The 21,550-nt window shown below is 37.1% G+C and carries 20 protein-coding genes; 10 read left to right on the plus strand and 10 right to left on the minus strand.

All coding sequences use genetic code 11. From position 1 onward, the window contains the following. Positions 1 to 113 precede the first annotated feature (113 nt). From ACVWYG_RS09130 to ACVWYG_RS09155, 6 genes are all read right to left on the minus strand, one after another. A complete protein-coding gene (locus ACVWYG_RS09130) occupies positions 114 to 794 on the minus strand; it encodes a DUF6624 domain-containing protein (protein WP_457269889.1) in 681 nt (226 codons plus the stop codon). Between the two features lie 138 nt (positions 795 to 932). Continuing rightward, a complete protein-coding gene (locus ACVWYG_RS09135) occupies positions 933 to 1,199 on the minus strand; it encodes a tyrosine-type recombinase/integrase (protein WP_457269890.1) in 267 nt (88 codons plus the stop codon). A 206-nt stretch (positions 1,200 to 1,405) separates the two neighbouring features. Further along, complete coding sequence (locus ACVWYG_RS09140; protein WP_457269891.1) at positions 1,406 to 2,569, minus strand: HNH endonuclease family protein; 1,164 nt, start codon at positions 2,567 to 2,569, stop codon at positions 1,406 to 1,408. After that, positions 2,569 to 3,702 (minus strand): adenine-specific methyltransferase EcoRI family protein, encoded by a 1,134-nt coding sequence (locus ACVWYG_RS09145; protein WP_457269892.1) that lies wholly within the window; start codon positions 3,700 to 3,702, stop codon positions 2,569 to 2,571. The genes ACVWYG_RS09140 and ACVWYG_RS09145 overlap by 1 nt, the downstream gene beginning before the upstream one ends. A gap of 236 nt (positions 3,703 to 3,938) precedes the next feature. After that, positions 3,939 to 4,484 carry a transposase gene (locus tag ACVWYG_RS09150; RefSeq protein WP_457269893.1) on the minus strand — a complete coding sequence of 182 codons (546 nt, stop codon included), beginning with the start codon at positions 4,482 to 4,484 and terminating at the stop codon, positions 3,939 to 3,941. Between the two features lie 590 nt (positions 4,485 to 5,074). After that, positions 5,075 to 5,302, minus strand: coding sequence for a hypothetical protein (locus tag ACVWYG_RS09155; RefSeq protein WP_457269894.1), 228 nt, complete (start codon positions 5,300 to 5,302; stop codon positions 5,075 to 5,077). 382 nt (positions 5,303 to 5,684) lie between these two features. Here ACVWYG_RS09155 and ACVWYG_RS09160 point away from each other — a divergent pair, with 382 nt between their 5' ends. Together ACVWYG_RS09160 and ACVWYG_RS09165 are read left to right on the plus strand one after the other, a co-directional pair. Continuing rightward, the gene (locus ACVWYG_RS09160) at positions 5,685 to 5,903 is read left to right on the plus strand and encodes a hypothetical protein (RefSeq protein ID WP_457269895.1); all 219 of its coding nucleotides are present in this window, start codon (positions 5,685 to 5,687) and stop codon (positions 5,901 to 5,903) included. A gap of 208 nt (positions 5,904 to 6,111) precedes the next feature. Further along, positions 6,112 to 6,732: a hypothetical protein gene (locus tag ACVWYG_RS09165; RefSeq protein WP_457269896.1), complete on the plus strand. Its 621-nt coding sequence runs from the start codon at positions 6,112 to 6,114 to the stop codon at positions 6,730 to 6,732. Positions 6,733 to 7,105: 373 nt separating this feature from the next. Here the strand turns inward: ACVWYG_RS09165 and ACVWYG_RS09170 are convergent, their stop codons facing one another. From ACVWYG_RS09170 to ACVWYG_RS09180, 3 genes are all read right to left on the minus strand, one after another. After that, positions 7,106 to 9,517, minus strand: a complete 2,412-nt coding sequence (locus ACVWYG_RS09170) for a TonB-dependent receptor domain-containing protein (RefSeq protein WP_457269897.1) — start codon at positions 9,515 to 9,517, stop codon at positions 7,106 to 7,108. Between the two features lie 597 nt (positions 9,518 to 10,114). Continuing rightward, on the minus strand, positions 10,115 to 11,401 hold the full coding sequence (locus ACVWYG_RS09175; protein WP_457269898.1) for a sensor histidine kinase: 1,287 nt from the start codon (positions 11,399 to 11,401) through the stop codon (positions 10,115 to 10,117). Continuing rightward, the gene (locus ACVWYG_RS09180) at positions 11,398 to 12,072 is read right to left on the minus strand and encodes a response regulator transcription factor (protein ID WP_457269899.1); all 675 of its coding nucleotides are present in this window, start codon (positions 12,070 to 12,072) and stop codon (positions 11,398 to 11,400) included. The genes ACVWYG_RS09175 and ACVWYG_RS09180 overlap by 4 nt, the downstream gene beginning before the upstream one ends. A gap of 724 nt (positions 12,073 to 12,796) precedes the next feature. On the opposite strand from ACVWYG_RS09180, the gene ACVWYG_RS09185 reads away from it, so the two are divergent. The 5 genes from ACVWYG_RS09185 (at position 12,797) to ACVWYG_RS09205 (ending at position 18,128) form a co-directional block, all read left to right on the plus strand. Next, complete coding sequence (locus tag ACVWYG_RS09185) at positions 12,797 to 13,765, plus strand: NADP-dependent oxidoreductase (RefSeq protein WP_457269900.1); 969 nt, start codon at positions 12,797 to 12,799, stop codon at positions 13,763 to 13,765. Between the two features lies 1 nt (position 13,766). After that, positions 13,767 to 14,678: a helix-turn-helix domain-containing protein gene (locus ACVWYG_RS09190; RefSeq protein WP_457269901.1), complete on the plus strand. Its 912-nt coding sequence runs from the start codon at positions 13,767 to 13,769 to the stop codon at positions 14,676 to 14,678. Positions 14,679 to 14,904: 226 nt separating this feature from the next. After that, positions 14,905 to 15,519, plus strand: coding sequence for a TPR end-of-group domain-containing protein (locus ACVWYG_RS09195; RefSeq protein ID WP_457269902.1), 615 nt, complete (start codon positions 14,905 to 14,907; stop codon positions 15,517 to 15,519). A 41-nt stretch (positions 15,520 to 15,560) separates the two neighbouring features. Beyond that, positions 15,561 to 15,857 carry a DUF6624 domain-containing protein gene (locus ACVWYG_RS09200; RefSeq protein ID WP_457269903.1) on the plus strand — a complete coding sequence of 99 codons (297 nt, stop codon included), beginning with the start codon at positions 15,561 to 15,563 and terminating at the stop codon, positions 15,855 to 15,857. Positions 15,858 to 16,628: 771 nt separating this feature from the next. Beyond that, a complete protein-coding gene (locus tag ACVWYG_RS09205; RefSeq protein WP_457269904.1) occupies positions 16,629 to 18,128 on the plus strand; it encodes a glycoside hydrolase family 32 protein in 1,500 nt (499 codons plus the stop codon). Between the two features lie 607 nt (positions 18,129 to 18,735). On the opposite strand, the gene ACVWYG_RS09210 is transcribed toward ACVWYG_RS09205, so the two are convergent. Continuing rightward, a complete protein-coding gene (locus ACVWYG_RS09210; RefSeq protein ID WP_457269905.1) occupies positions 18,736 to 19,041 on the minus strand; it encodes a hypothetical protein in 306 nt (101 codons plus the stop codon). 514 nt (positions 19,042 to 19,555) lie between these two features. Between ACVWYG_RS09210 and ACVWYG_RS09215 the strand changes: the two genes are divergently transcribed. The 3 genes from ACVWYG_RS09215 to ACVWYG_RS09225 all read left to right on the plus strand — a co-directional run bounded on the left by ACVWYG_RS09215 (position 19,556) and on the right by ACVWYG_RS09225 (position 21,549). Beyond that, positions 19,556 to 20,302 (plus strand): hypothetical protein, encoded by a 747-nt coding sequence (locus ACVWYG_RS09215; protein ID WP_457269906.1) that lies wholly within the window; start codon positions 19,556 to 19,558, stop codon positions 20,300 to 20,302. A 362-nt stretch (positions 20,303 to 20,664) separates the two neighbouring features. Continuing rightward, positions 20,665 to 20,925 carry a hypothetical protein gene (locus tag ACVWYG_RS09220; protein ID WP_457269907.1) on the plus strand — a complete coding sequence of 87 codons (261 nt, stop codon included), beginning with the start codon at positions 20,665 to 20,667 and terminating at the stop codon, positions 20,923 to 20,925. A 264-nt stretch (positions 20,926 to 21,189) separates the two neighbouring features. Then, positions 21,190 to 21,549: a hypothetical protein gene (locus ACVWYG_RS09225; protein WP_457269908.1), complete on the plus strand. Its 360-nt coding sequence runs from the start codon at positions 21,190 to 21,192 to the stop codon at positions 21,547 to 21,549. Position 21,550: the final 1 nt, after the last annotated feature.

The following is a 21,550-nucleotide window of genomic DNA, read 5'->3' on the forward strand; positions in this document are numbered from 1 at the left end:
CGGTGTTTGAGTAGCATTAATTTAGACACTTTATGGCATCTTATTGGAATAAAATTAATAAATTAGAACTGTAAACTGCTTTACATAGGAATTTGTTGTTAGCAGAGGTTTTTTTATTTCATTTTTTCAATTTCTTCATAAGTGTAATTTTTGTACTCAACGCCAAACCTTTTTGCATTTTCTTCTACAGTAGTCTCGAACCCAGCTTTCTTTCTTCGACTGTTCACTTTTTCCGCATTTTCAATTGGTAAAACATAAATAACCTGTTCCTTTTTACCCGTTTTTTTATTAGTAATAGATTTCCCTTCTAGTTGAGTTCCATAGATTTGTGGCTTTTTTTCTTCGGTTAATTTTCTATCAAGCATCATCGCTACGTCAGTAAAAGAGATTTCTTTATCTTTTCCTGCTTTTTCAATCAAAGGATAATATTTTTCAATCTTCGGTGAATGTTGTATGACTAGAAAGACTGCGGTATTGGTCGGCTGTCCCACTAATGATTTACCTGGGTAACCATATTTTGAAATTATCTCTTCAACTTTAACTAAGTTAAGACTGTCAGTTTTAGCGATTATTGCCCACGTATTCTTGTCTAGATATTCTTTTGAATAGCCTGTCAATTTGGCGATTTCCTGTTTTCTTAGTTCGTTAGTCTGAGTGTCGATATATTCTCTGAATATTTGGTCTTTTATTAAAATGCTATCAAGTTCACTTTTTAAGTCTTGATTAATTTTATTTTGGGATCTACATCCAAATGGAATTAAGCTGATTAATATGAGAAATATTGTTTTGTTCATTTCAGGAGTTTTGTGTCTTTCTAAAATTGCACCTAACTTGTATATATGTCTAACGCTGTCAGACCTATCCGCCTATTTTTGGGTAGATTGGTCTAATAATCGTCATCTTTTTGGTCAGTCTAATGTATAAATTAATGATCATAAATCATCAAATGGACTTTTTATTTGTTGTAAGCTTTTAGTATTTACACGGGTATAAATTTCAGTAGTTTTACTGCTATTGTGCCCCAATAATTCTTGTATATGCCTTAATTCAGTACCACTTTCTAATAAATATGTGGCATAACTATGGCGTAACCAGTGCAAAGTAACCGGTTTGGCAATCTTAGTTTTCTTGGCATTATGCACCAACAAATACAATTCCAAACCTAAGTTTACCTTCCAATAAATTAAGCGCTCTACCAAAATATCGCTACATAATGGTCTAACAAATACATCTATCCAATATACGGTTGCAAAACTTACAAAGTATAATCCTTCTTTATTATCGAACTTTTATTTACGGCTCACTGTTCAGGTGTTTATTAGTCTTCATTCACACGCGGCACGCGTGCGCTAACGAAGGCTTTTACAGGCTGGCGTTCTTTCTGTCGTGGTTTGACCGTCCATATTTATTTATTCCCTTTTGCTCTGTTATGAGATTTACATAACATTTCACAATTCTTTGTGTCTGTTGCACCGCCTTTGCTCCAGGCCATTACGTGGTCTGCATCCATTTCAGCAAATTTCCATATTTTCGTTTTGTTTGCATCGTGACCGATTGCACAAAATGAACAATTTGATATTCCTTTTTTCTCTGCTTCTGTTGTCTGAATAGCGTATTTCGATTTTTTTGTTGCTTCGTCAAAAACTCGTACTTCTAAAAGTTTTGTGTTGCTTAACCCACCCAAAATAAATTCAAATATTCCTTTTCGGTTTTTCACATAAGGGTCAGCATAAAGTTTTTTTACTTGCTCCGAAACTGTTTTTGAGTTGTAAGGTTGTTTTTTGTAGGCTTCATAAAGACTACCCCATTCAAGTCCTTTCATTTCGCTTTCTACGTCTATAAAAACTGTAGAAACCCAGTCAATTACGCTTTTGAAATAGTTTTTTAATTCGGTTATGTTTGAGTCAAATCTGTGTCGGCTCATATAATCGCCTACATTTTCTTTGCTTACCCATGCCAAAGCTCTTTCTAAATATTCTTGTCGGTTTGCGCTGCCTGAAACATAGGCACTCCATTTTTGAATGTTTGCGTTTTGGCTGTTGCTAAATTCTTCTTTGCCAAGTGTTACAAATGGACCAGAATAAACTGCGTTTAAAAGTTCTTGATTATTGAGCGGAACTCCTGCAATATTGATAGTCCTAAACCATTGTTTTATTTCGCTTTCTGTGCCTTCACATTCGTAAATTAAAAGTTTGGTTTTTAAAATTTTTTCTTGTTTATCGGTAGCAATTCCACTAAAATATTGCTCCATTCCGTTTTCGTCTTTGATTGCAAATTTGTTGGTTACAAATCGCCCAAAACTTGTAATTCTTTGTTGTCCGTCTAAAACTTCAAGGCTGTCTTTGTTGATTTTGCTGAAGTAAATTAGTCCTAATGGATAGCCTTTTAAAATTGACGAAATAACGGCAACATCTCTTTTGCCATCTGCATAAATATAGTTTCTTTGATATTCAGGTTGAATTGTCAAAGATCCCGAAAGGCCAAACAAACCTTTGCCTTCAAGTTCGTTGTAAATGAACCCATCGCAAATGTCTTTTATTTTTATATCTGTTCTTAATGTTGTGTTCATTATTTTTTTCGTCTAATTAATATCCTTGCGTATGGAACTACTACTATTTCATCTTTAATCATATATAAATCTCCATCAACAGCTCCACGTTTTTGAATTTCTTTTCTATATTTTTTATGTTCTAATTTATATGGTTTAACGCCACACTCTATACCCGAATTTGAAATACCTAAACCAATAATCTCAAATTGGTCTGGCGAATATTTATCAAGGAAACTTATAGGTACGCCCATTGCCCCATTGTAATCACTTGGAATTGCATCTGTAAAAGAAACATCTATTGCATTAAAATTTTCATACTTATCGTACTCTTTACCTTTAAGTTCCTTATGTTTACTGAATTTGATATTATCTTGCATTGTCATTAAAGGTAAAATTTGGTGTCTTCTACCGTGGTCTATATTAGTAAACCAACAACAATTTCTAAATTTTACTAATCCAGTTTCTTTGTCAAAAACTCCTTCAGCATACTCATTAGAAATTGGGGAAGAGAAATAAGCGTTGCCAGATTTGAAACCACTGCCAAGCCACATTTTGTTATTTTTAATTATTGCAAAAACATCTCTGTAAGTGATCGCATTCATACTGCCAATAACTACAAACTGTTTGTCAGCTTCAATAATCCAAGATAAGAACTCACGAAATAAAGAAAAAGGTGGATTTGTAATTATTATATCTGCTTCGTCTCGTAGTTTTCTAATTTCAGCACTTTTAAAATCTCCATCGCCTTTTAAGTAAGTCCACTCCAAATCGTTTACGTCAATTTTTCCGTCTCCACTTGTGTCATGGTCAAGCGTAAATATTTTTCCGTTTAGAATGGTTTTTGTTTTGTCAAATTGGGGTGCGTTGGTTTCAAAAAGTGTTGGTGCATAGATTATTTTAAGCTTCTTGCTGTCGGGTGCATAACTCGTACTAATGAGTTTTTTAAGTTTTAGTCTTTCAAAGTTCTGTGCAAAAAATTTTGTAAAGTTGCTCCACTCAGGGTCATCACAAGGCAATAAAACAATCTTATCTTTGAAAGCATTTAGGTTGAAATCTAAATAAGCCATTATCTCTTTCTCAATGTCTTGGTATTGAGTGTAGAATTCATCATTTTTTACCGATTTTGCTTTTGTAAGATTGCTATTTGCCATTTATTTTATTTCAGTTCGTTAAGTCGCAAATTTACGATTTTAATTTTTTGTATATCTGTCGGTTTTGTCGTTAGTGTCGGTCGTCCTACACTTGCTTGTAACGTTTTGAAAGTTTTTGCAGACTTGGCGTTGCTTCTAGAACCAACATCTTAGCGCATTAAACTAAAACTATTGACAAAAGATTTTACGTATGACTCCTCGCTGGCGCACGCGTGCCGCGTGTGCATTTGTTAACATCATAAATATTCTATTTCGATTAAACCTTTACCACCACTATAATCTATTGCACTGCTATACCTCCAATGCCAGGCTTCATTTACAAAACCCGAAACCACCGGATTGTCATGTAGATAATCTGCTTTCTGTTCAATAACGGCTGTACTCCATAATTCTATCGGCTTATTGTTGTGTTGCCAAAACTGACTTCCTTTAACATTGCTGCTTTTTAATCCTGCCTTTTTAAACATCCAAAGCATCCACTCCTTTCTGCTTTCTAAGCTATTTTCCGTTATGGCCTTTACAATTTGCTTTGAGGTGTGGGATTTAAAGCTACCCAGCAAAACATCAGGATTGTTATCTTTTGCGCTAAATATTAAATGCACATGGCTTGGCATTATGCACCAACAATACAATTCCAAACCTAAGTTTACCTTACAATAAATTAAGCTCTCTACCAGAATATCGCTATATAATGGTCTAACAAATACATCTATCCAATATACGGTTGCAAAACTTACAAAGTATAATCCTTCTTTATTATGGAATTTGTGTTTACGACTCATTGTTCTCTGTGTCTTCTTACTTTATTAAAAATTCACACGCGACACGCGTGCGCCGGGTTGTCTTTTTATATAATGATTCATTCACACGCGATACGCATGCGCTTGCGAGGGTTGTCTTTTTATATAATTACAAATTCACACGCGACACGCGTGCGCCGGCGAGGGTGAATTTGTATTTACGACTCATTGTTCTCTGTGTCTTCTTACTTTATTACAAATTCACACGCGACACGCGTGCGCCAGCGAGGTGCTATATAATGGTCTAACAAATACATCTATCCAATATACGGTTGCAAAACTTACAAAGTATAATCCTTCTTTATTATGGAATTTGTATTTACGACTCATTGTTCTCTGTGTCTTCTTACTTTATTACAAATTCACACGCGACACGCGTGCGCCGGGTTGTCTTTTTATATAATTATTCATTCACACGCGACACGCGTGCGCCAGCGAGGGTATTTACGACTCATTGTTCTCTGTGTATTCTTACTTTATTACAAATTCACACGCGACACGCGTGCGCTAGCGAGGGGTTGTCTTTTTATATAATTATTCATTTACACGCGACACGCGTGCGCTAGCGAGGATTAAACCTCCTCTCGCTTTGGTTTATTGGGAAATATTTCTTGAGAGGCGAGGTATTGTACCATCGTGATGCCGTAATGGATGCAAACGTGTTCGATGGTTAGGCGTTTGGGGGCTACAATTCCCATGGCTTTGTTTACAAGATTCATTTCGCGGAAGCTGGTTGTTTTGGAGCAGCTTAGCAGCAACCTAAAGTTACTCGGGCGGACAAAAATTTGTTTTACACTCATAATAAGAGGTTTATTCGTTAATTTTTGATTAGATGATATAGGCGAGAGTTATAAATGTGTATTCAGTTAAAATGGTTAGGTATTTAGCTATTGGTTTAATAAAATCGACAACTTATTTCCTGGGTGGGACTGTCTTTGTTTGGCAAGATTTCAACGGCTAATTAATAAATATAGCATTTTTTTCAAAGAAGTACCTGAGGTTTTTGATTAAATACTCAAAAGTAGTGAGGCTACATCGTTAAGAATCTGTTGCCTACAAGACAAATTCGATGGAAGGTGTACAAGCGCTAAGGCTGGAAATTAAGAGTGCAATTGTGCCGTAAACGATGCAATACTGCAAATAAGATCGACAAGGTATGCGGTACAAACGGCAATGTAAGAGATGCAATGCGCATTGTATGCGGGACATGAAGGATTGTCTGCGGTACAACAATCAATGTATGCGGTACAAGAAAGAATGTCTGTGGTACATGGGGCAATACATGCGGAACAAGAGGCCATGTATGCGGTACAAGTGGCCATGTATGTGGAACATAGTTCCTTGTATGCGGTACAAAATCGACGTCGAGGTTGTGGAATGGGTGTTAGGCGATACTTTTGAGGGCATTTTGTTGAATATACCTCAGCGGCCAATAGTTGTCGGATGGAACCAAGAGTTGCCAAAAGTATCCAAAAACACCAAAAAGAACTAAAAGCATCACGAAGTGCCAAATGCTTTGATTCCGCACATGGCGCCTTTTTTTTATGGTTCAGCTCCTGTACCTTGTTTCGAGAAGGCAATGGAGTCTTCCAATTAATTCATTACGGATATGAAAATCCCTAAACTTGTATTAAATTACCAGAGGTACAGCGATGCAAAGCTGGATGTTAAAACACAGGCCATTATTGGAGCCTTAACCGCCAATGCCAATTTTCCGGCTACGGTTCCCACCCTCGCCAATTTTACCGATGTGGCTACTTCTTTTTCTGATGCCTTAACAGCAGCAGCTTCCAGGGCGAGGGTGGCGGTTTCTTTAAAAAACGATGCCCGCGAAACGCTTTTAACCAGTTTACGTCTATTGGCCATGAATATAGATTCGCTTGCAGAAAGCAATCGTTCTAAATTGGTAAGTTCTGGAATGGATTTGGTTACCGAAAGCGATAATGCTGTCGCCTTATCTGCCCCACAAGAATTTGTTATTGCAGATGGGATGAACCCTGGTGAAGTTAAATTTATGGTTAAGGCGGTAGAAAACGCTAAATCTTACATCTTCGAATATACAGAAGAACCCTTAACGCTAGACAGTAGTTGGATCTCGAAAGGCGCATCAACCCGAGAATATACTTTTGGCAATATGGCCAGTGGGAAGCGCATTTACGGTAGAGTAGTAGCCATTGGTACGCGAGGGCAGGAGGGAACAACCAATGTATTGTCGCGAATGGTACAGTAATTTGAAACGGATATTTGTAGATAAACAAAAAATGCCCAACCCTTAATGTTGCTGTAATGCCCAGGGAGCAAGAATTGGCAGGCGGTTGACTTTACCTAAACCTAAATATTAATTGTAGACTGCTTCCCATCGGAATGAATTAATTGGTTGGGCTTTTTTTAAATTCAGCTTAAAGAGACATAGGTAAGATCTTCAATGCCAATGGGTTGAAATTACCTTTAACGTTTCCTTTTTTTTATGCCTTAGTTTTTCCAACCCCACTGCTGTTAAGTTGAGGGATTCTTTGTTAAAATGGGTTCAAGAATTTAATTGCTATGGTGCAGGGTTGTTGTTTTCGTTTATTTTTCCTTAACACGCATACGTTTAAATCAACTTAGAATTTGTAGCTATACCCTAAGCGCAGCACCTGTGTTTCGTAATAATCCTCACTTGTATAGCTAAAACCAACTCCCTGAATTTGCCTTTTGATCACCAATGTATTGAGCAAATCAGTTGCGTTAAAGAAAATTTCTCCTTTACCTTTCTGAAGAGATTTTTTTACACCTCCATCTATTGAAAATCTGGAAGAAATTTTTCCCTGAGGAATAAGGTTGGGCGCTAGGTACACTGCGGTAGTTTGTGCTGCCCAGCCGTTTCTAAAATTGAAGGTATTGTTCAGTTTTAAGTTTCCCGACGTAATGGATTGTGTTGAAGCAGAAAAAGTATTAGGCCGTGGATAAAGGTTCTGCACGGTGAACGCATCAATTTGGTTTCTATAAATGTTCCCGTTAATGTTAACCGAATAAACATCAGATAGTTTTTGGCTCCAAATGGCTTCTAATCCTGTATTGGAGCTTTTCCCAGCGTTTTGAAAGATGGCATATACCAAGGTGCTTCCCGGCACAATGCTCGAAATCCTTGTAATGGTGCCTGTTGCAAAGCGGCTATATACCGCGCCATATAGGTATCCTTTGTCCGTATTTAGTTTATAACCTAATTCTAAAGAATTGGTAAACTGTGGTCGCAAAGCGGGGTTGCCGACTTTTATAATTTCCGCATCATCGTACTTAGGGAAAATACGAATGTCTACCTCATTGGGTCTATCTACCCGGCGGTTGTAGAAAACGGAAAGTTTGCTGCGATCATTCAGTTTGTAAGCCAATCTTAAATTAGGAAAGGGCTGGGTATAGTTGTAAAGGGAGCTTTTGTAGGTACTATGAGTTGGATTTACGTCGTATTGGATGTTCACATACTCCACACGCAATCCTAATTCAGCTTCCCACTTTTCATTTTCAAATGCATAATTGGTATACAGTGCTGGGATCAATTCCTTATAGGTTGCCCAACCTCCTGCATCGGTATCTAACACCGAATTTACTCCTGGAATAAAATTCATGTCGGTGGGGATGTTTCTGTTACGCAATTTAAACCCGGCTTCAATCCGACCATATTTTAATGGTTTGATGTAATCTATGTTAAAATTATACACCTGCTCATCCGACAATAACTTAAAAGCATCTGTTCCGGTGGAGGCGGGCAGGTAATTGTCGTAAAAGTATTTTTCATTTTCCCGGTGAAACGTGTAATTAAAACCGATGTTTAACAAGTGGCCCGCATCTTTAAATTTATGTTGAAAAGCAGCCGTGGCCATTGCCGTGGTTTTAAGCTCATCTTCTAAGAATTGCCATAGGCGTAAACGTTGGGATAGGTCTCTATTAAAAAACGGTTGATCGCCACGGTCAATTATTTTTTCACTTCCATATAAACCAGAAAGGGTTAGGGTGTTTTGCGCGTTGATGTTCCAATCTACGCCGGCTTTGCTTGTAAAAAAGTTGGTGTTTCTATTCCTCTTCAATTGCGAATTGATTGCCGTTCCATCGGCATACGTACGTGTTACGTATTCATTTTTATTTAACGTCTCCGTATATAAATTATCTACTTGAAGAAAGACATTTGCTTTTCCTTTTCGATAATTAAGAGAGACTGACGGATTTATTTTTGGTGTAGTGGTGTATTGTGGTCTTATGGTGGGCAAGTTTTTCCTTCTTTCCCATAGCGCGCCTAAGCCAGTGGTTAAACCAAGTTTGCCATTAAATCCATTTTGATTGTTTTTCTTCATGATGATGTTGATGATTCCGGCGTTTCCATTGGCATCATACTTTGAAGATGGGTTGTTGATGATTTCGATCTTATCTATGGCAGATGCAGGCATATTATCTAAGCCCGATTGGCTTCCAAAACCCGTTAATGCGGTTTGCTTCCCATCAATCAGGATCGTAATCTTTTCATTTCCCCTTAACTGTACTTTGCCATCTTGTACTGTAACACTCGGCAGGTTTTGCATGCTTTGCAATACAGAACCTCCACTTCGGCTAATGTTGTTTGCGAGCGAATAGCTCTTTCTATCCATTTTACTGCTTATTTCGCTTACTTTTCCGGTCACAGTTACCCCCGCTAACGTGGTTGCCGCTTCCTCTAATTCGATTAAACGATGGTCTATAAATGCCGATAGACTGCCAATAAATAAAGGTTGTTTTTTACTTATAAAGCCCATAAATGAAATTTCCATTAGGTAGTTGCCTGGTTTTAGGTTTGATATGGAGAACCTGCCTTCCTCATCGGTAATCGTACCAGCAACGAATGTGGAGTCTTTTTCATTTTTCAGCACCACGCTTACATAAGGCATGGCGGTTTTTTCGGCCTTGCTTTTTACCATACTTGAAACCGTCACCGATGAAATCTGAGAAAAGACCATCGAGGCTGGCAATAGGGCAATCAACATAAAGAATAGTCGAATTTTATTCATGGTATTAATTCTTAGTTATTGTTAAATGTTTTTCTAAATTTTATAATTCAACTTTTTTTGTTGTCATTCAATTCGGGGCGTAAAAGCTCCGTTGAAGTCTGGGATTTTTGCAGCTTGTTTTATTTTCATGCCTGCATGGTTCTTTGAAACATGATTTCTTTAGATTGGAAAAAATTGTCAACGTTGACTGTTTAAGCCATTTTCTTTCTGCTCGCAAGACTTCCATTGACATCATGGGTCAAAGATTCGAAATGATTTAGCATAAATTTTGAATTTTGGCGCGGGATATGGGTTTCTTGCGGCGCTGCCCTTAAAAGGGGAGGTGGATAAAAGGCGTTGATTATTCTTCCCACGAATTTCTCACCATTTCGCCATTTTATGCATACTTCTTAGATCCAGATGGACAAAGGGAGGCTTATGCGGCAATGAGCGCGGAAGTCATAAGTAGACTTTCTAGTTTTCAAGAAGGTTCATGCGCTTGCCTCTTGATGCTTATGATATAAGCAACGGGCCATAAAATCGTGGCAAGGGAATGCGGTTAAACACCCTAAATTTTTCAATGTGTGCGCTGCGGGCAGGCGGCCGAAAGTACTAGCGTTAGAATTGTATGGAGAAATGATGCGCCTGCTCTTTAAATTCATAGCTGACTACCCAATGATGACGGATACAAATCTGTTTAATTATGGCTAAACCTAAGCCGCTGCCTGCATTTTTGGTGGAGCGCTTTGCAAATCGATTAAATATAGCAGATTCATTTAGTGGGGAGTCTCCGGAATTGGAAATGATTAATGCTGTTTTGCTTATAAAGACATCGATCGTTCCGCCGGGCGAGTTGTGCCGGATGCCATTTAACAATAGATTGTTTAGTAGAATTTCGATCAATACTTTGTTTCCCGTAAGGGCAATATCTGGGTTTATTTCTGTTTGAATATGAATGCCTTTATTGCTGTAATGTTCTCTAAACTCTTCTAAATATTGGAGGGTAAGTTCGCTGACATTGACAGTTTCGTTCCCTTCAAATTGATGGTTTTCTATCTTGTTAAGTAGCAGCAAGTTTTTGTTGATCCGTGTAATCCTTGTTAGTGCTTTATTTATTTCCTCAATGATTTGATACTGTCGGTTTGTGACGGCTTCCTTTTGCAGCAATAAATCCAATTTTGTTTTGATGATTGCAAGAGGGGTTTGTAATTCGTGTGAGGCATTTTCTGTAAATTCTTTTTGCGCTTTATAAACGCATATGTTATGATCTAATAGTTTTTCTAGGGCAATATTTAATTCCTCAAATTCAATTATGTCTGATTTGTTAAACGATATTGCAGTATGGTTATCTAGGTTAAATATTTTTAATTTCGACAACGTACTTCTAAAAGGCTTCCATAATCGAACAGACAGTCGTCTGCTTAAGAACAAAAAACCAACTACTAAAATCAGAAAAAATAGGAGTGTAATTGCTGCAATGGCAGCAACCGTTTCCTCTGTTTCTTCGACATTTATTTCTACAGTTAATAGGTAAGGCTTGTTGTTGATGTGGATTGGTCTGATCAATCCTCTAAAGCGATCAATTTCTTTATGTTTGGCGTAAGGATTTTCTCTTAAAACAACGTAAGTGCTGTCGTGGCGAGCGGTTGTTTTATTTGCTTTCTTTAAATTAGTGCCGGGTTGTATTTTGTTCCATAACGCCACTGCTTGGGCAAGCTCCGTTTCAGTTAAATTTAACTTATTTAGTTCTTTTTCTGTTCGCTCTGCAATAATTTCGTTGTGTTCGTCTAGTTCGCTCAACCAAATGCCATCCACCAGATAATAATAGGCGGGAACGCTTGCGGTTAAAACAATAAGGGCGTACAATCCAAAGGTTCTAAGCGTCTTATTTAATAGATTATTCATCTTTCCCATTTATATCCTGTTCCATAAACGGTTTTTAAATAATTGCCGCAACCGGCTTCATTGAGTTTTCTTTTTAAGTTTTTGATGTGCGCATATACAAAATCATGATTGTCTAACATATCGGCAAAATCTCCTGATAAATGTTCTGCCAAAGTGCTTTTTGAAATCACCTTGTTGCTGTTTCCAATGAAATAAATTAAGAGGTCAAATTCTTTTTTAGTCAGTGAAATGAATGCGCCATTTGCTAAAACGGTTTTTGCAAGCAAATCAATCTGCAATTCATTTTGCTGAATGGTATTTGCATTCCCGAACTGTTTTCTCCGAATGACTGAGAATATCCTTGCTGCCAGTTCGGAAAGGTGAAAAGGTTTTGTTAAATAGTCGTCAGCACCGAGTTGTAAACCCCTTATTTTATCATCTAGGGAGTTTTTGGCAGAAATGATGATCACTCCGTCTTGCTTATCCTGATTTTTCAGCGCTTCTAAAATTCTCATTCCATTGCCATCTGGCAGCATAATATCTAACAGGATACAATCATAACTGTAGGTTTCAATTTTATCCAACGCTTGGTGGTAGGTAGATGCAAATTCACATAGGTACTTTTCATCTGAAAGATATTCAGCAATGCTTTCTGCAAGTTGCGGTTCGTCTTCTATGATCAGAATCTTCATTTGGTAAATTTAAGGATTCAATTTCGAATTAATTTTGAATGCAGCAATACCGACATGCATCGCTCCAATTAGGGCGGGTGAAGGAGGGACACGGCAACAAATGGAATTATTTATGACACCACATGAGTAGAAACTGATTTTGTGAGCTAGGCATAAAATAACAATACCTACTGTCGTTTTTTAATCGGCTGATATTTGTTTTATGTCTATTTAGATAAGTTCAGGCTTAGGTATTGACAAAATATTCCAAAAAATAAATGCTTTGATGATCATTTTGATAGGTGAAGTTTAGTGATGAATTATCGGGATTCTTGAATTTTATTTTTCCGCTTTCTTGATTGTATTCTTTAAAAAGGAACAGTGTTGTCGGAGTGTTGACTTCTCTTGTTGGATGACCCTTCTAAACATCGATCATTTAATGCCACTAAAAAAATACAAATTTATAGGAGTAGCGCCTTCCGAGAACAATGTATGCCAGCTAGCCTATTCAGGATTCTCAACGTCTAACTGTTTTTGTTATAGTTGGCATTTACGTACGCTGCTGTGAGGGCGCAAAGGTGAAATTCTTTCTCGTGACTCGATTTGTGGCAATGGCAGAACGACCTTTTAAACCGACAATAATTTTATTATAGACATCATGTCTTTTTTGACTACAATGAAGTCAAAAATGGCTACAAGTGTTTTTCCTTTCTTGTAGATCTTTGCATAAACAAAATATATAAAAATGAAAGCAGTAGTAATTAACGAATTTGGCGGCACGGATGTATTAAAAATTGAAGAAATAGAACGTCCTGTTCCAGCAGTAGATGAAATTTTAGTCAAGGTCTATGCAAGTGGTATAAACCCTGTGGACAGGGTAGTTCGTGAAGGCGGCAACGATCTATTACGACCTTATTTAAAGTTGCCCTTAATTTTAGGATGGGATACATCAGGCATCGTAGAAGAAATCGGGAGCAACGTTACAAATTTTAAAAAAGGGGATGAAGTATATGGTGTTCCTAATTTTCCAGGCAACGGTAGCTATGCAGAATATATGGCAGCAAAAGCAAGCCAATTTGCTTTGAAACCCAGAAGTCTTTCTTTCAATGAGGCTGCCGCGATTTCAATAACGGGGCTTGTAGCAGCTAATTCAATTTTTGACCTCGGAAAACTGGAAGCAGGACAACGAATTTTTATTCAAGGTGCATCAGGCAGTGTAGGAAATTTTGCAGTGCAATTTGCAAAAGTCAAAGGGGCTTATGTAATTGGTAGTGGTTCTACGGATAATCAGGAATATTTAAAAGAACTTGGCGTAGATGATGTGATTGACTATCAGACACAATCATTTGAAGCGTTATTGCAGGATATTGATGTTGTATTTGAAGCTTCATCGGTTAGGGATAACAAGGAGCGTTTAAAGAGTATAAGCGTATTAAAAAATGGTGGGATTTTTGTTAGTGCTAATGTCGACTTCCCTTTTGACGATGCAGTTAAAAAAGCAATGGAGAAAAAGAATGTCAAAGGAGAATTTCTTGCTGCACAAACCAATCACTTGATATGGCTCAATCAGTTTACGGAGTGGATTAATGAAGGTAAAGTAAAAATTACTATCGGCAAAGTGTATTCTTTGGAACAAGTTGCCCAAGCACACGAGGAAAGTGAAACCGGCCACGTTCGTGGAAAATTCATTCTAGAAGTGAGAAAAGAAAACTGAAATGACGAGACATATTAAAACCATAACTGAATTTCATCAATACAGGGGTTTACCAAAACCTGAACATCATTTAATTAGTGTTATTGATGTTGAAAACGTTCAACATTGGCACGCTGATGAACCAACGAATTTGGCTTTGGATTTTTATGTCATAGCGCTTAAAAGAGTTTTTAGTCAAGGCAAAGTAACCTACGGGCAAGGCCAATATTATTATGATGAAGGTATTATGTCTTTTATGTCGCCCAATCAGGTTTTTAGGGTTTCTAAAGAGGGAAAATCAGCACTAAAACAATCGGGGTGGGTGTTGCTCGTTCACCCCGATTTTCTTTGGTCGACTACATTGGCAAAAAAAATTCAGCAATATGAGTATTTTGAGTATTCGGCAAATGAAGCATTAATGCTTTCAGAGAAAGAAGAAAAAACGATTATTGGAATAGTTGAAAATATCCAACAAGAGTACCACTCAAACATTGACAACTTTAGCCAGGACATCATCATAGCCCATTTGGAAACTTTATTGAATTATGCCGACCGTTTTTACCATCGTCAATTTCTAACACACAAGAAAGTTAATCACCTAATTCTTGACCGTTTTGAAAAATTATTAGTGGATTATTTAAACAATGTTGACATAATTCAGAAGGGTTTGCCAACAGTTCAGTATATTTCTGACGCATTAAATGTATCTGTAAGTTACCTAAGTCGATTGCTTAAAACACTTACAGGACAAAGTACGCAACAGCACATTCACGACAAGTTAATTGAAAAAGCCAAAGAAAAATTATCGACCACAGAATTAACCGTAAGCGAAATTGCATACGAATTAGGCTTTGAACATTCACAATCCTTCAGTAAATTATTTAAAACCAAAACGAATCAATCACCTTTAAAGTTTAGACAATCGTTTAATTAAAATAGTTTTCACCACTTTTCTCATTTTTCAACACACAAAATAAAACCAAAACAATAGACGACAAACCCACATGCTACTAACAATGGTTTGGTAATATGGCGGGTTTTGTACTAAATCGAGGATTTTTGCTAACTTTCAAGTTCAGCGGTAATATAGAGTTTCAGCTTCATTATCCGCCACATCGCCAAGCCGAGAACCTTAGCAGAAATTTAAAACGACATTTAAAATGAAACTATTTACAACGACATTATTGCTTTTTATTTGCTCACTTAGTTTTGGACAGAGGTACAAATCTATTGTTGCCGAAGCCGATGCCCTTTACAAGAACAAAGAATATAAAAAATCAGTTGAAAACTATCATCAAGGGTTCAAACTAGAACAAAAGAGTGATATCGATTTTTATAACGCAGGCTGTTCAGCTTCATTATTAGGTGACAAAGAATTAGCTTTTAAGTGGTTAAACCTTGCCTTAATAAATGGTTGGTCTAATGTTAGCCATTTAAAAACAGATACCGACTTAACATCGTTGCACTCAGAGAAAAGATGGAACAAACTTGTTTCAGATATGCAATCAGTGGCTGATAAGAGAGAAGCAAATTACGACAAACCTCTTCAGGCGAAATTATTAACAATTTTCCAAGATGACCAACCCATAAGACTACAATACATTTCAGCACAGAAAGAATTTGGTCACCAAAGTAAACAAGTTGATAGTTTGGGTAGAATTATGATGCATAAAGACAGTGTTAATCTGATTAAAGTCACTGAAATTTTGGATAAATATGGTTGGGTTGGTGTTGATAAAGTTGTGTTCAGGCAAATCAAACATTGTTTTTGGTAATTCAACATTCAGATTTAAAAACGCAACAAAAATATCTTCCAATGATGAAAGAAGCAGTGAAAATTGGAAATGCAAATGGAAGTGCATTGGCATTATTGGAAGACCGTGTAGCGCTTAGGGAAGGGAAAAGACAAATATATGGTAGTCAAATAGGTTACGATAGTGAAACGAAAAAAAATTATGTGTTGCCACTTGATGACCCAGATAATGTTGATGAACGAAGAGCAAAAGTTGGACTTGGTTTACTTGCTGAATATGTTAAACGTTGGGAGATTCTTTGGAATGTTGATGAATACAAAAAACAACTTCCAACACTTGAACAAAAAATACAAAAATAAATTTCTGCTAACAGCAAATTCGTTTAAAGAGGGCTGACGATGGATTTCGTTAATTCCATCTTTATTTACATAATTTAATACGCTGCGACAATAGTTCTGCAGAAATGCCATTTCTGTACAAATTTTCAAAACCTATGTGTATTGAACAGATTGCAACAGCGATCTGATGCTCTAGAGAGAGATGAGCGTTGGTTTCTTTGTAGCGAGTTTCAGGATATAGCTGCCAAACCACTTTAAGGTGCGATTGCTGAAAGGCAATGGCGCTTAGCAATAAAGAAAAACGATTACATGACAGCTGTACGTAAATATCGAAGAGTTGAACGAGAGTAAACCAATGAAGAAACCTATTAAGAAATAAAGATGTTATCGAAAGGAGGTAGCTACATTTGTTTCTGCAACTAAAGTGTACCGCAAACCTGATTACTGGGTACACGACAATCGGGGTAAAATTCGGCTACACGTGTTTTATCAAGGAACAAGAGAAATCTGTTTCGCTTTGTAAAATAAATGCGGAAAGTGACCGCATCAACTCAGAAATATCAACCACGTAGGCGTAATTACTGTTTCGACTTACTGCAAATACGAATTACTCATTGAAGATAGTGATTGAGAATGCTATCGCAACAATGTATATCAATGGGCAATCGGCGTCAACTACAAGGATATATAAAATATAAAATGGAGACTGGAGAATGTATTTGAGCAATGGAGCCGTTAGGTTCAAAAATTTAACGGTATATACTTTAAAATAAACGTTAAATTGTAACAATTATGAAAATATATCGGGTTATTTTAATATTTCTGACTTTATCACAATTTGCAAAGGCTCAGGACAGCATAGCAACTTATCACGAGCCTTACCGACCGCAGGTTCATTTTTCGCCTGCAGCACACTGGATTAACGATCCCAATGGCATGGTTTACTTTAAAGGCATCTATCATTTGTTCTTTCAATATTACCCTGCTGGAACAACTTGGGGGCCAATGCATTGGGGGCATGCAATTAGCAAAGATTTGGTGCAATGGAAAGAACTTCCAATTGCGCTTTACCCAGATAGTTTGGGTTATATTTTTTCTGGCAGTGCAGTGGTTGATTCCAATAACACCAGTGGTTTCGGAAAAAATGGAAAAATCCCCTTGGTAGCGATATTTACACATCATGATCCTAAAGGGGAAAAAGCCGGAAAGAATGATTTTGAGAATCAAAGCATTGCTTATAGCCTTGATGAAGGCAATACCTGGACAAAATATACAGGTAACCCAGTGTTAAAGAATCCAGGTATTAGGGATTTTCGTGACCCTAAGGTAATGTGGTATGCGGAGGAAAAAAAATGGATAATGACTCTGGCAACGCTTGATCACATCACTTTTTTCTCATCAACTAACCTGAAGGAGTGGAAAAAGGAGAGTGCGTTTGGCAAGGAAATTGGCGCACATGGCGGCGTATGGGAATGCCCTGATCTTTTCCCATTAAAGCTAAATGGGAAAACTTATTGGGTGTTGGTAGTAAACCTTAACCCGGGCGGTCCAAATGGGGGATCGGCTACACAGTATTTTGTTGGAAATTTTGACGGAAATAAGTTTACCGCAATTGATAATGAAATTCGCTGGATTGATTATGGGCCGGATGAATATGCTGGTATAACTTGGAGTAATACCGGTAGTCGTAAGATATTCTTAGGATGGATGAGTAATTGGCAATATGCCAACCAGGTACCAACCGAAAAGTGGCGAAACGCCATGACCATTCCAAGAGAACTTGGGCTGAAAAAGGTGGATGGTAAAATATTGGTAACATCAAATCCGGTAAGAGCGTTAGATGGAATGAAACTAGCGCCAGTTAAGTTAATTAATAATATCGCGATAGGAAAAAAAATTAAGGTTGGGTCCGGTCAATTCGTTCTAAAATTTAACGTTACAAGGCTCAATGATTATTCTATAATACTATCAAATAACCTTGGAGAAACATTGACGATTAGATATGATCGTGCTAAGAAGCAATATTTTATAGACAGGTCGAAGTCAGGCAAAATTGATTTTAATCCCGAATTTGCAAAGACAGCGTCCGCACCCCGGCTTACTAATGTGTCATCTTCCAATATTGAACTTGTAGTTGATGCATCTTCAATTGAACTATTTGCAGATAATGGATTGACAGTAATGACAAGTATCTTCTTCCCGTCACTGCCATTTGATCAGGTCCTTATTGAAAAAAGTAAAGGGGTAATTATTAAGAACTTGGAGATATTGCCCTTAAAGTCAGTTTGGTAAAAATAGGCACCTGAAATATTATAGAAGGAAGTTCCGTGTTTAACTGATGCGCTAACCGTGCTTTAGATAAGATGGAAGCGCAGTGTGCAGACTAACACATAAATGAGGTCATAACTGGTGTTCGCCCGATGGATGGTTAACCGAATATCCATTCGTTATATTCCCAGTATTTTTAAGCAATTGCACCATTTAACAATTTCCTTTTGAGGGTTACTCGCACTGCAATATGGAAATCGGAAAGGTGATGGTTTAGTTTAACAATGGGTCTGTAAATTTATGTCAAGAGCAGTTCCGGCGTCACTTTTTAATTTAGGTGTCTGACGCTTTTCATTATTAAAAAGCCGGCTAAATTTAAATAAACCGGCAAAAAGGCTCTATTAAAAAGTCCTTTTACTAAATGCGAAGTCCAGACAACTTAATGGACTATAATTACTCTTTCTCTTGGCGGAGGCGGGGGCATTCTTCTCAGTCTTCTATGCTCACGGTACTCAACCGTGCAGCTGGAAAGTCCAATTATACTAAGCAATAGCAACCCTAGCACTTTTTTTAGTTGATTTTTCATATGATCTCGATTATAACATCTAAACTTATTCTTCAATTCTTCGGATTACCTCCAGTGACCGGATATCCAGATAGAGCCGCGTCTGGTATTTTTCCAGTGTCCTGGTACATAGACTGCGCCGGGGCGGGAAGGTGCAGCCCAATAACCGCCATGCCATACATATCTGCCACCTTTAACTACCCATTCTTCGTTAACCCAAACGTGGTGTGGTGAGGGTGGGAGCGGGCGGCTGGCTACAACCACTGCTGCTGGTCTGGCAGGCCTTATCCTAACTATAATTTGTGCAGAGGATGCTGATCCCCAAAAGGTTGTTATAGCTGCAACCATTACAATTTTTTGAATAATTTTCATGATCTATTTGTGTTTTGGTATACAGATGGTTTTTACCAATAATGGTTTAATTAATTCTTAAAACATTTTGTATACTTCTGATTACTTGATTTTTACATGTTATCTTTAGAGAGGATGATTGTGCCGAGCAACCTTATTTTCCCAAAAAGCACTGAAAAGTTGTGGCTTTTTAAATACTTATGCCAATATTGATGGTGCCAATAGTTTAAAAAAAAGCACATTATTTATAATCTTTAGGAAATGCTAGCTAAAATGTCTTCAATGGCAAAACCTCCGTAATCATTAACCCCTCAATTTCTGACACCAGCTGCTTTATTACTAAAATTCCACTGTTAGATGAGACAGTTCAAGTAATCAAAATTGTACATCAGACCTAGAGATAGCTTACAATCTTTTAAAGTAAGTTGATGCAAAACATTTCAACAAGTTATAAATTAGGCATCTGATGAAGCTATAATCATGAAATAAAGTCTATAAAGAATTAAAATATTACCTTTAAACTTTATGCGCGCTTATGAAATTTAATTTTATGTTTAATCCTGACACCCATAATTTTTGGCCAGTCTATGAAGCCATAAGGCAGTATTATCCGATCGGATTGGAAAAAAACGAATATGGCTTATATTATAAGTATTCGGGAATAAAGGAATTAGAAAAAGTAGTTGTGGAGGCAATCCATGGCGACGGTAATAAAAATTATTTAGGTTGGAAAACATTTTGCGAAAAGGTCTCATCTAAACAAAAATTAACATATCGCGGCTCTACATTTGGTCAAGCGCCGAGCTTCAGTGCAGACTTTTTTTTACAGGACATCGATTTACCACAGTTTAGGCGAATTAAAAAACTTTCCGTTGCCATAAGTCTGATTGGTAAGTTTTTTACAATTTATGGTGTTGACGAAACCATTGTTAAAGAATGTGATGAAAATGGTCGAGACCTAAACTACAGGGGGGTAAACGTGATTACTGCGTCTCCTTATATGGAATTCAGGCCACATTTTCTAGATTTAAAGCAAGAGGTCGAAAAAGAATTCAACGGTTATAAATTTTTGCCCTTCTCAATTCATTTGTTTGTAATTAATGGTCTGGAAGTAAGATATTCTGATAGAAAGGAATGTACCATATTCCACGCATTATTTAATGAACAGCTCGATTTAAACAGTCAATTACCAATACGTGGAGATCAACATTTTGGTTTTGAAGAGTGGGGTATAGAAAATACGAAAATTACAGAAACAACAATTCTACCCCCCCGAAGTTAAAATTTTGTTGTTTAAAACATTTTAATCTTCATGTCATTGGGTTAGATTTGCGTTATACCTCTCGTTTAAGGGAGATGTTCTTTAAAGTTAGGACAATTGACTCTAGCAATTCACTATTTAAGTTCGGGCCGGGACGTTGGAATATGTTATATATTTATTTACACAAATTAGTGATTTTTATGGGGAAAATTCATTTCCCAGACTAACAAAACCATAAGATTTTTTCTAAAAACCAACTTATATCGGTTAAGAGGTTTGTAATCATTGCCCATTTTGCTGAGTTAATCTAACCTTTGAACTAACATAATTCCACCGTTAAATAGGAATTTTATTTTTTTACATTATTTCTTTCATATTCGACAATGAACTTTGAGGATATTAATTCCACCGCAAACGCAGATATGATTAGTAAAGGTGTTTTAAGAAATGGTACAGAGGGAGATAGGCTTGTGCTTGACGAGGTAAAATACAATGATTATCGTCAGAATGCTCAGTTTCAGCACTTTTTAAATAATCATCTAGTTTGGAAGGAAATAAATGAAGAGGATATTTTTTATGGCATCATTGTTTTTGTTTATTGGGTTTATCTCATGTGCGCAAAAAGGATAAAGATGAGTGTGTAAAGATTAAGTTTGTCAATACCTATTGGCCAAAATTAGGAGCTGTTCTTGTCAATATCGAACAACATTCGTAGCCAATTCAATTAGCGAGACAGGTTGCAATATTAGCGCCCGTTATTGAAAGGCCTCATAATCACCACATGTTTTGCTACTCAAAATCCCAGATGTTTGATATTGGGTGTAGCGTTATCCATGGTTTGATCGTTTAATCCAATACTGATACATCAAGGGACAAACTTTGCGATAAGAAACAATAAGATCCGAAATATGAAAAAAAGATCATTAAGAGCTAGCTGGTTACCAATAGTAGTCATCGGGTTTTCAATTGCCGTTATTGGATGTAAAAAAGATAAGTTGGATGTGAACGAAACAAAGGAGTATTTCGAGGTTACAGAAAAACCGCAAACAGATCTTGCTGGGGGCGCAATGCATTTAACGCTTCAGCCTGATGGGACGGCTGACATTACTCCCGGCGGCGACGTCAGCTACAGAGGCACATATAGAATCAATGGATCTAAAATAAAAGTCAAGACAGATCAGAATTCTGGTGCTTACACCTTCGAGATTATTTCTGAGAGCCAGATTAGAAGCAAAGATTATGGAACGTTATTAAAGCTGAAAGAGTAAT

The sequence above is a fragment of the Pedobacter sp. UYEF25 genome (assembly GCF_054061655.1).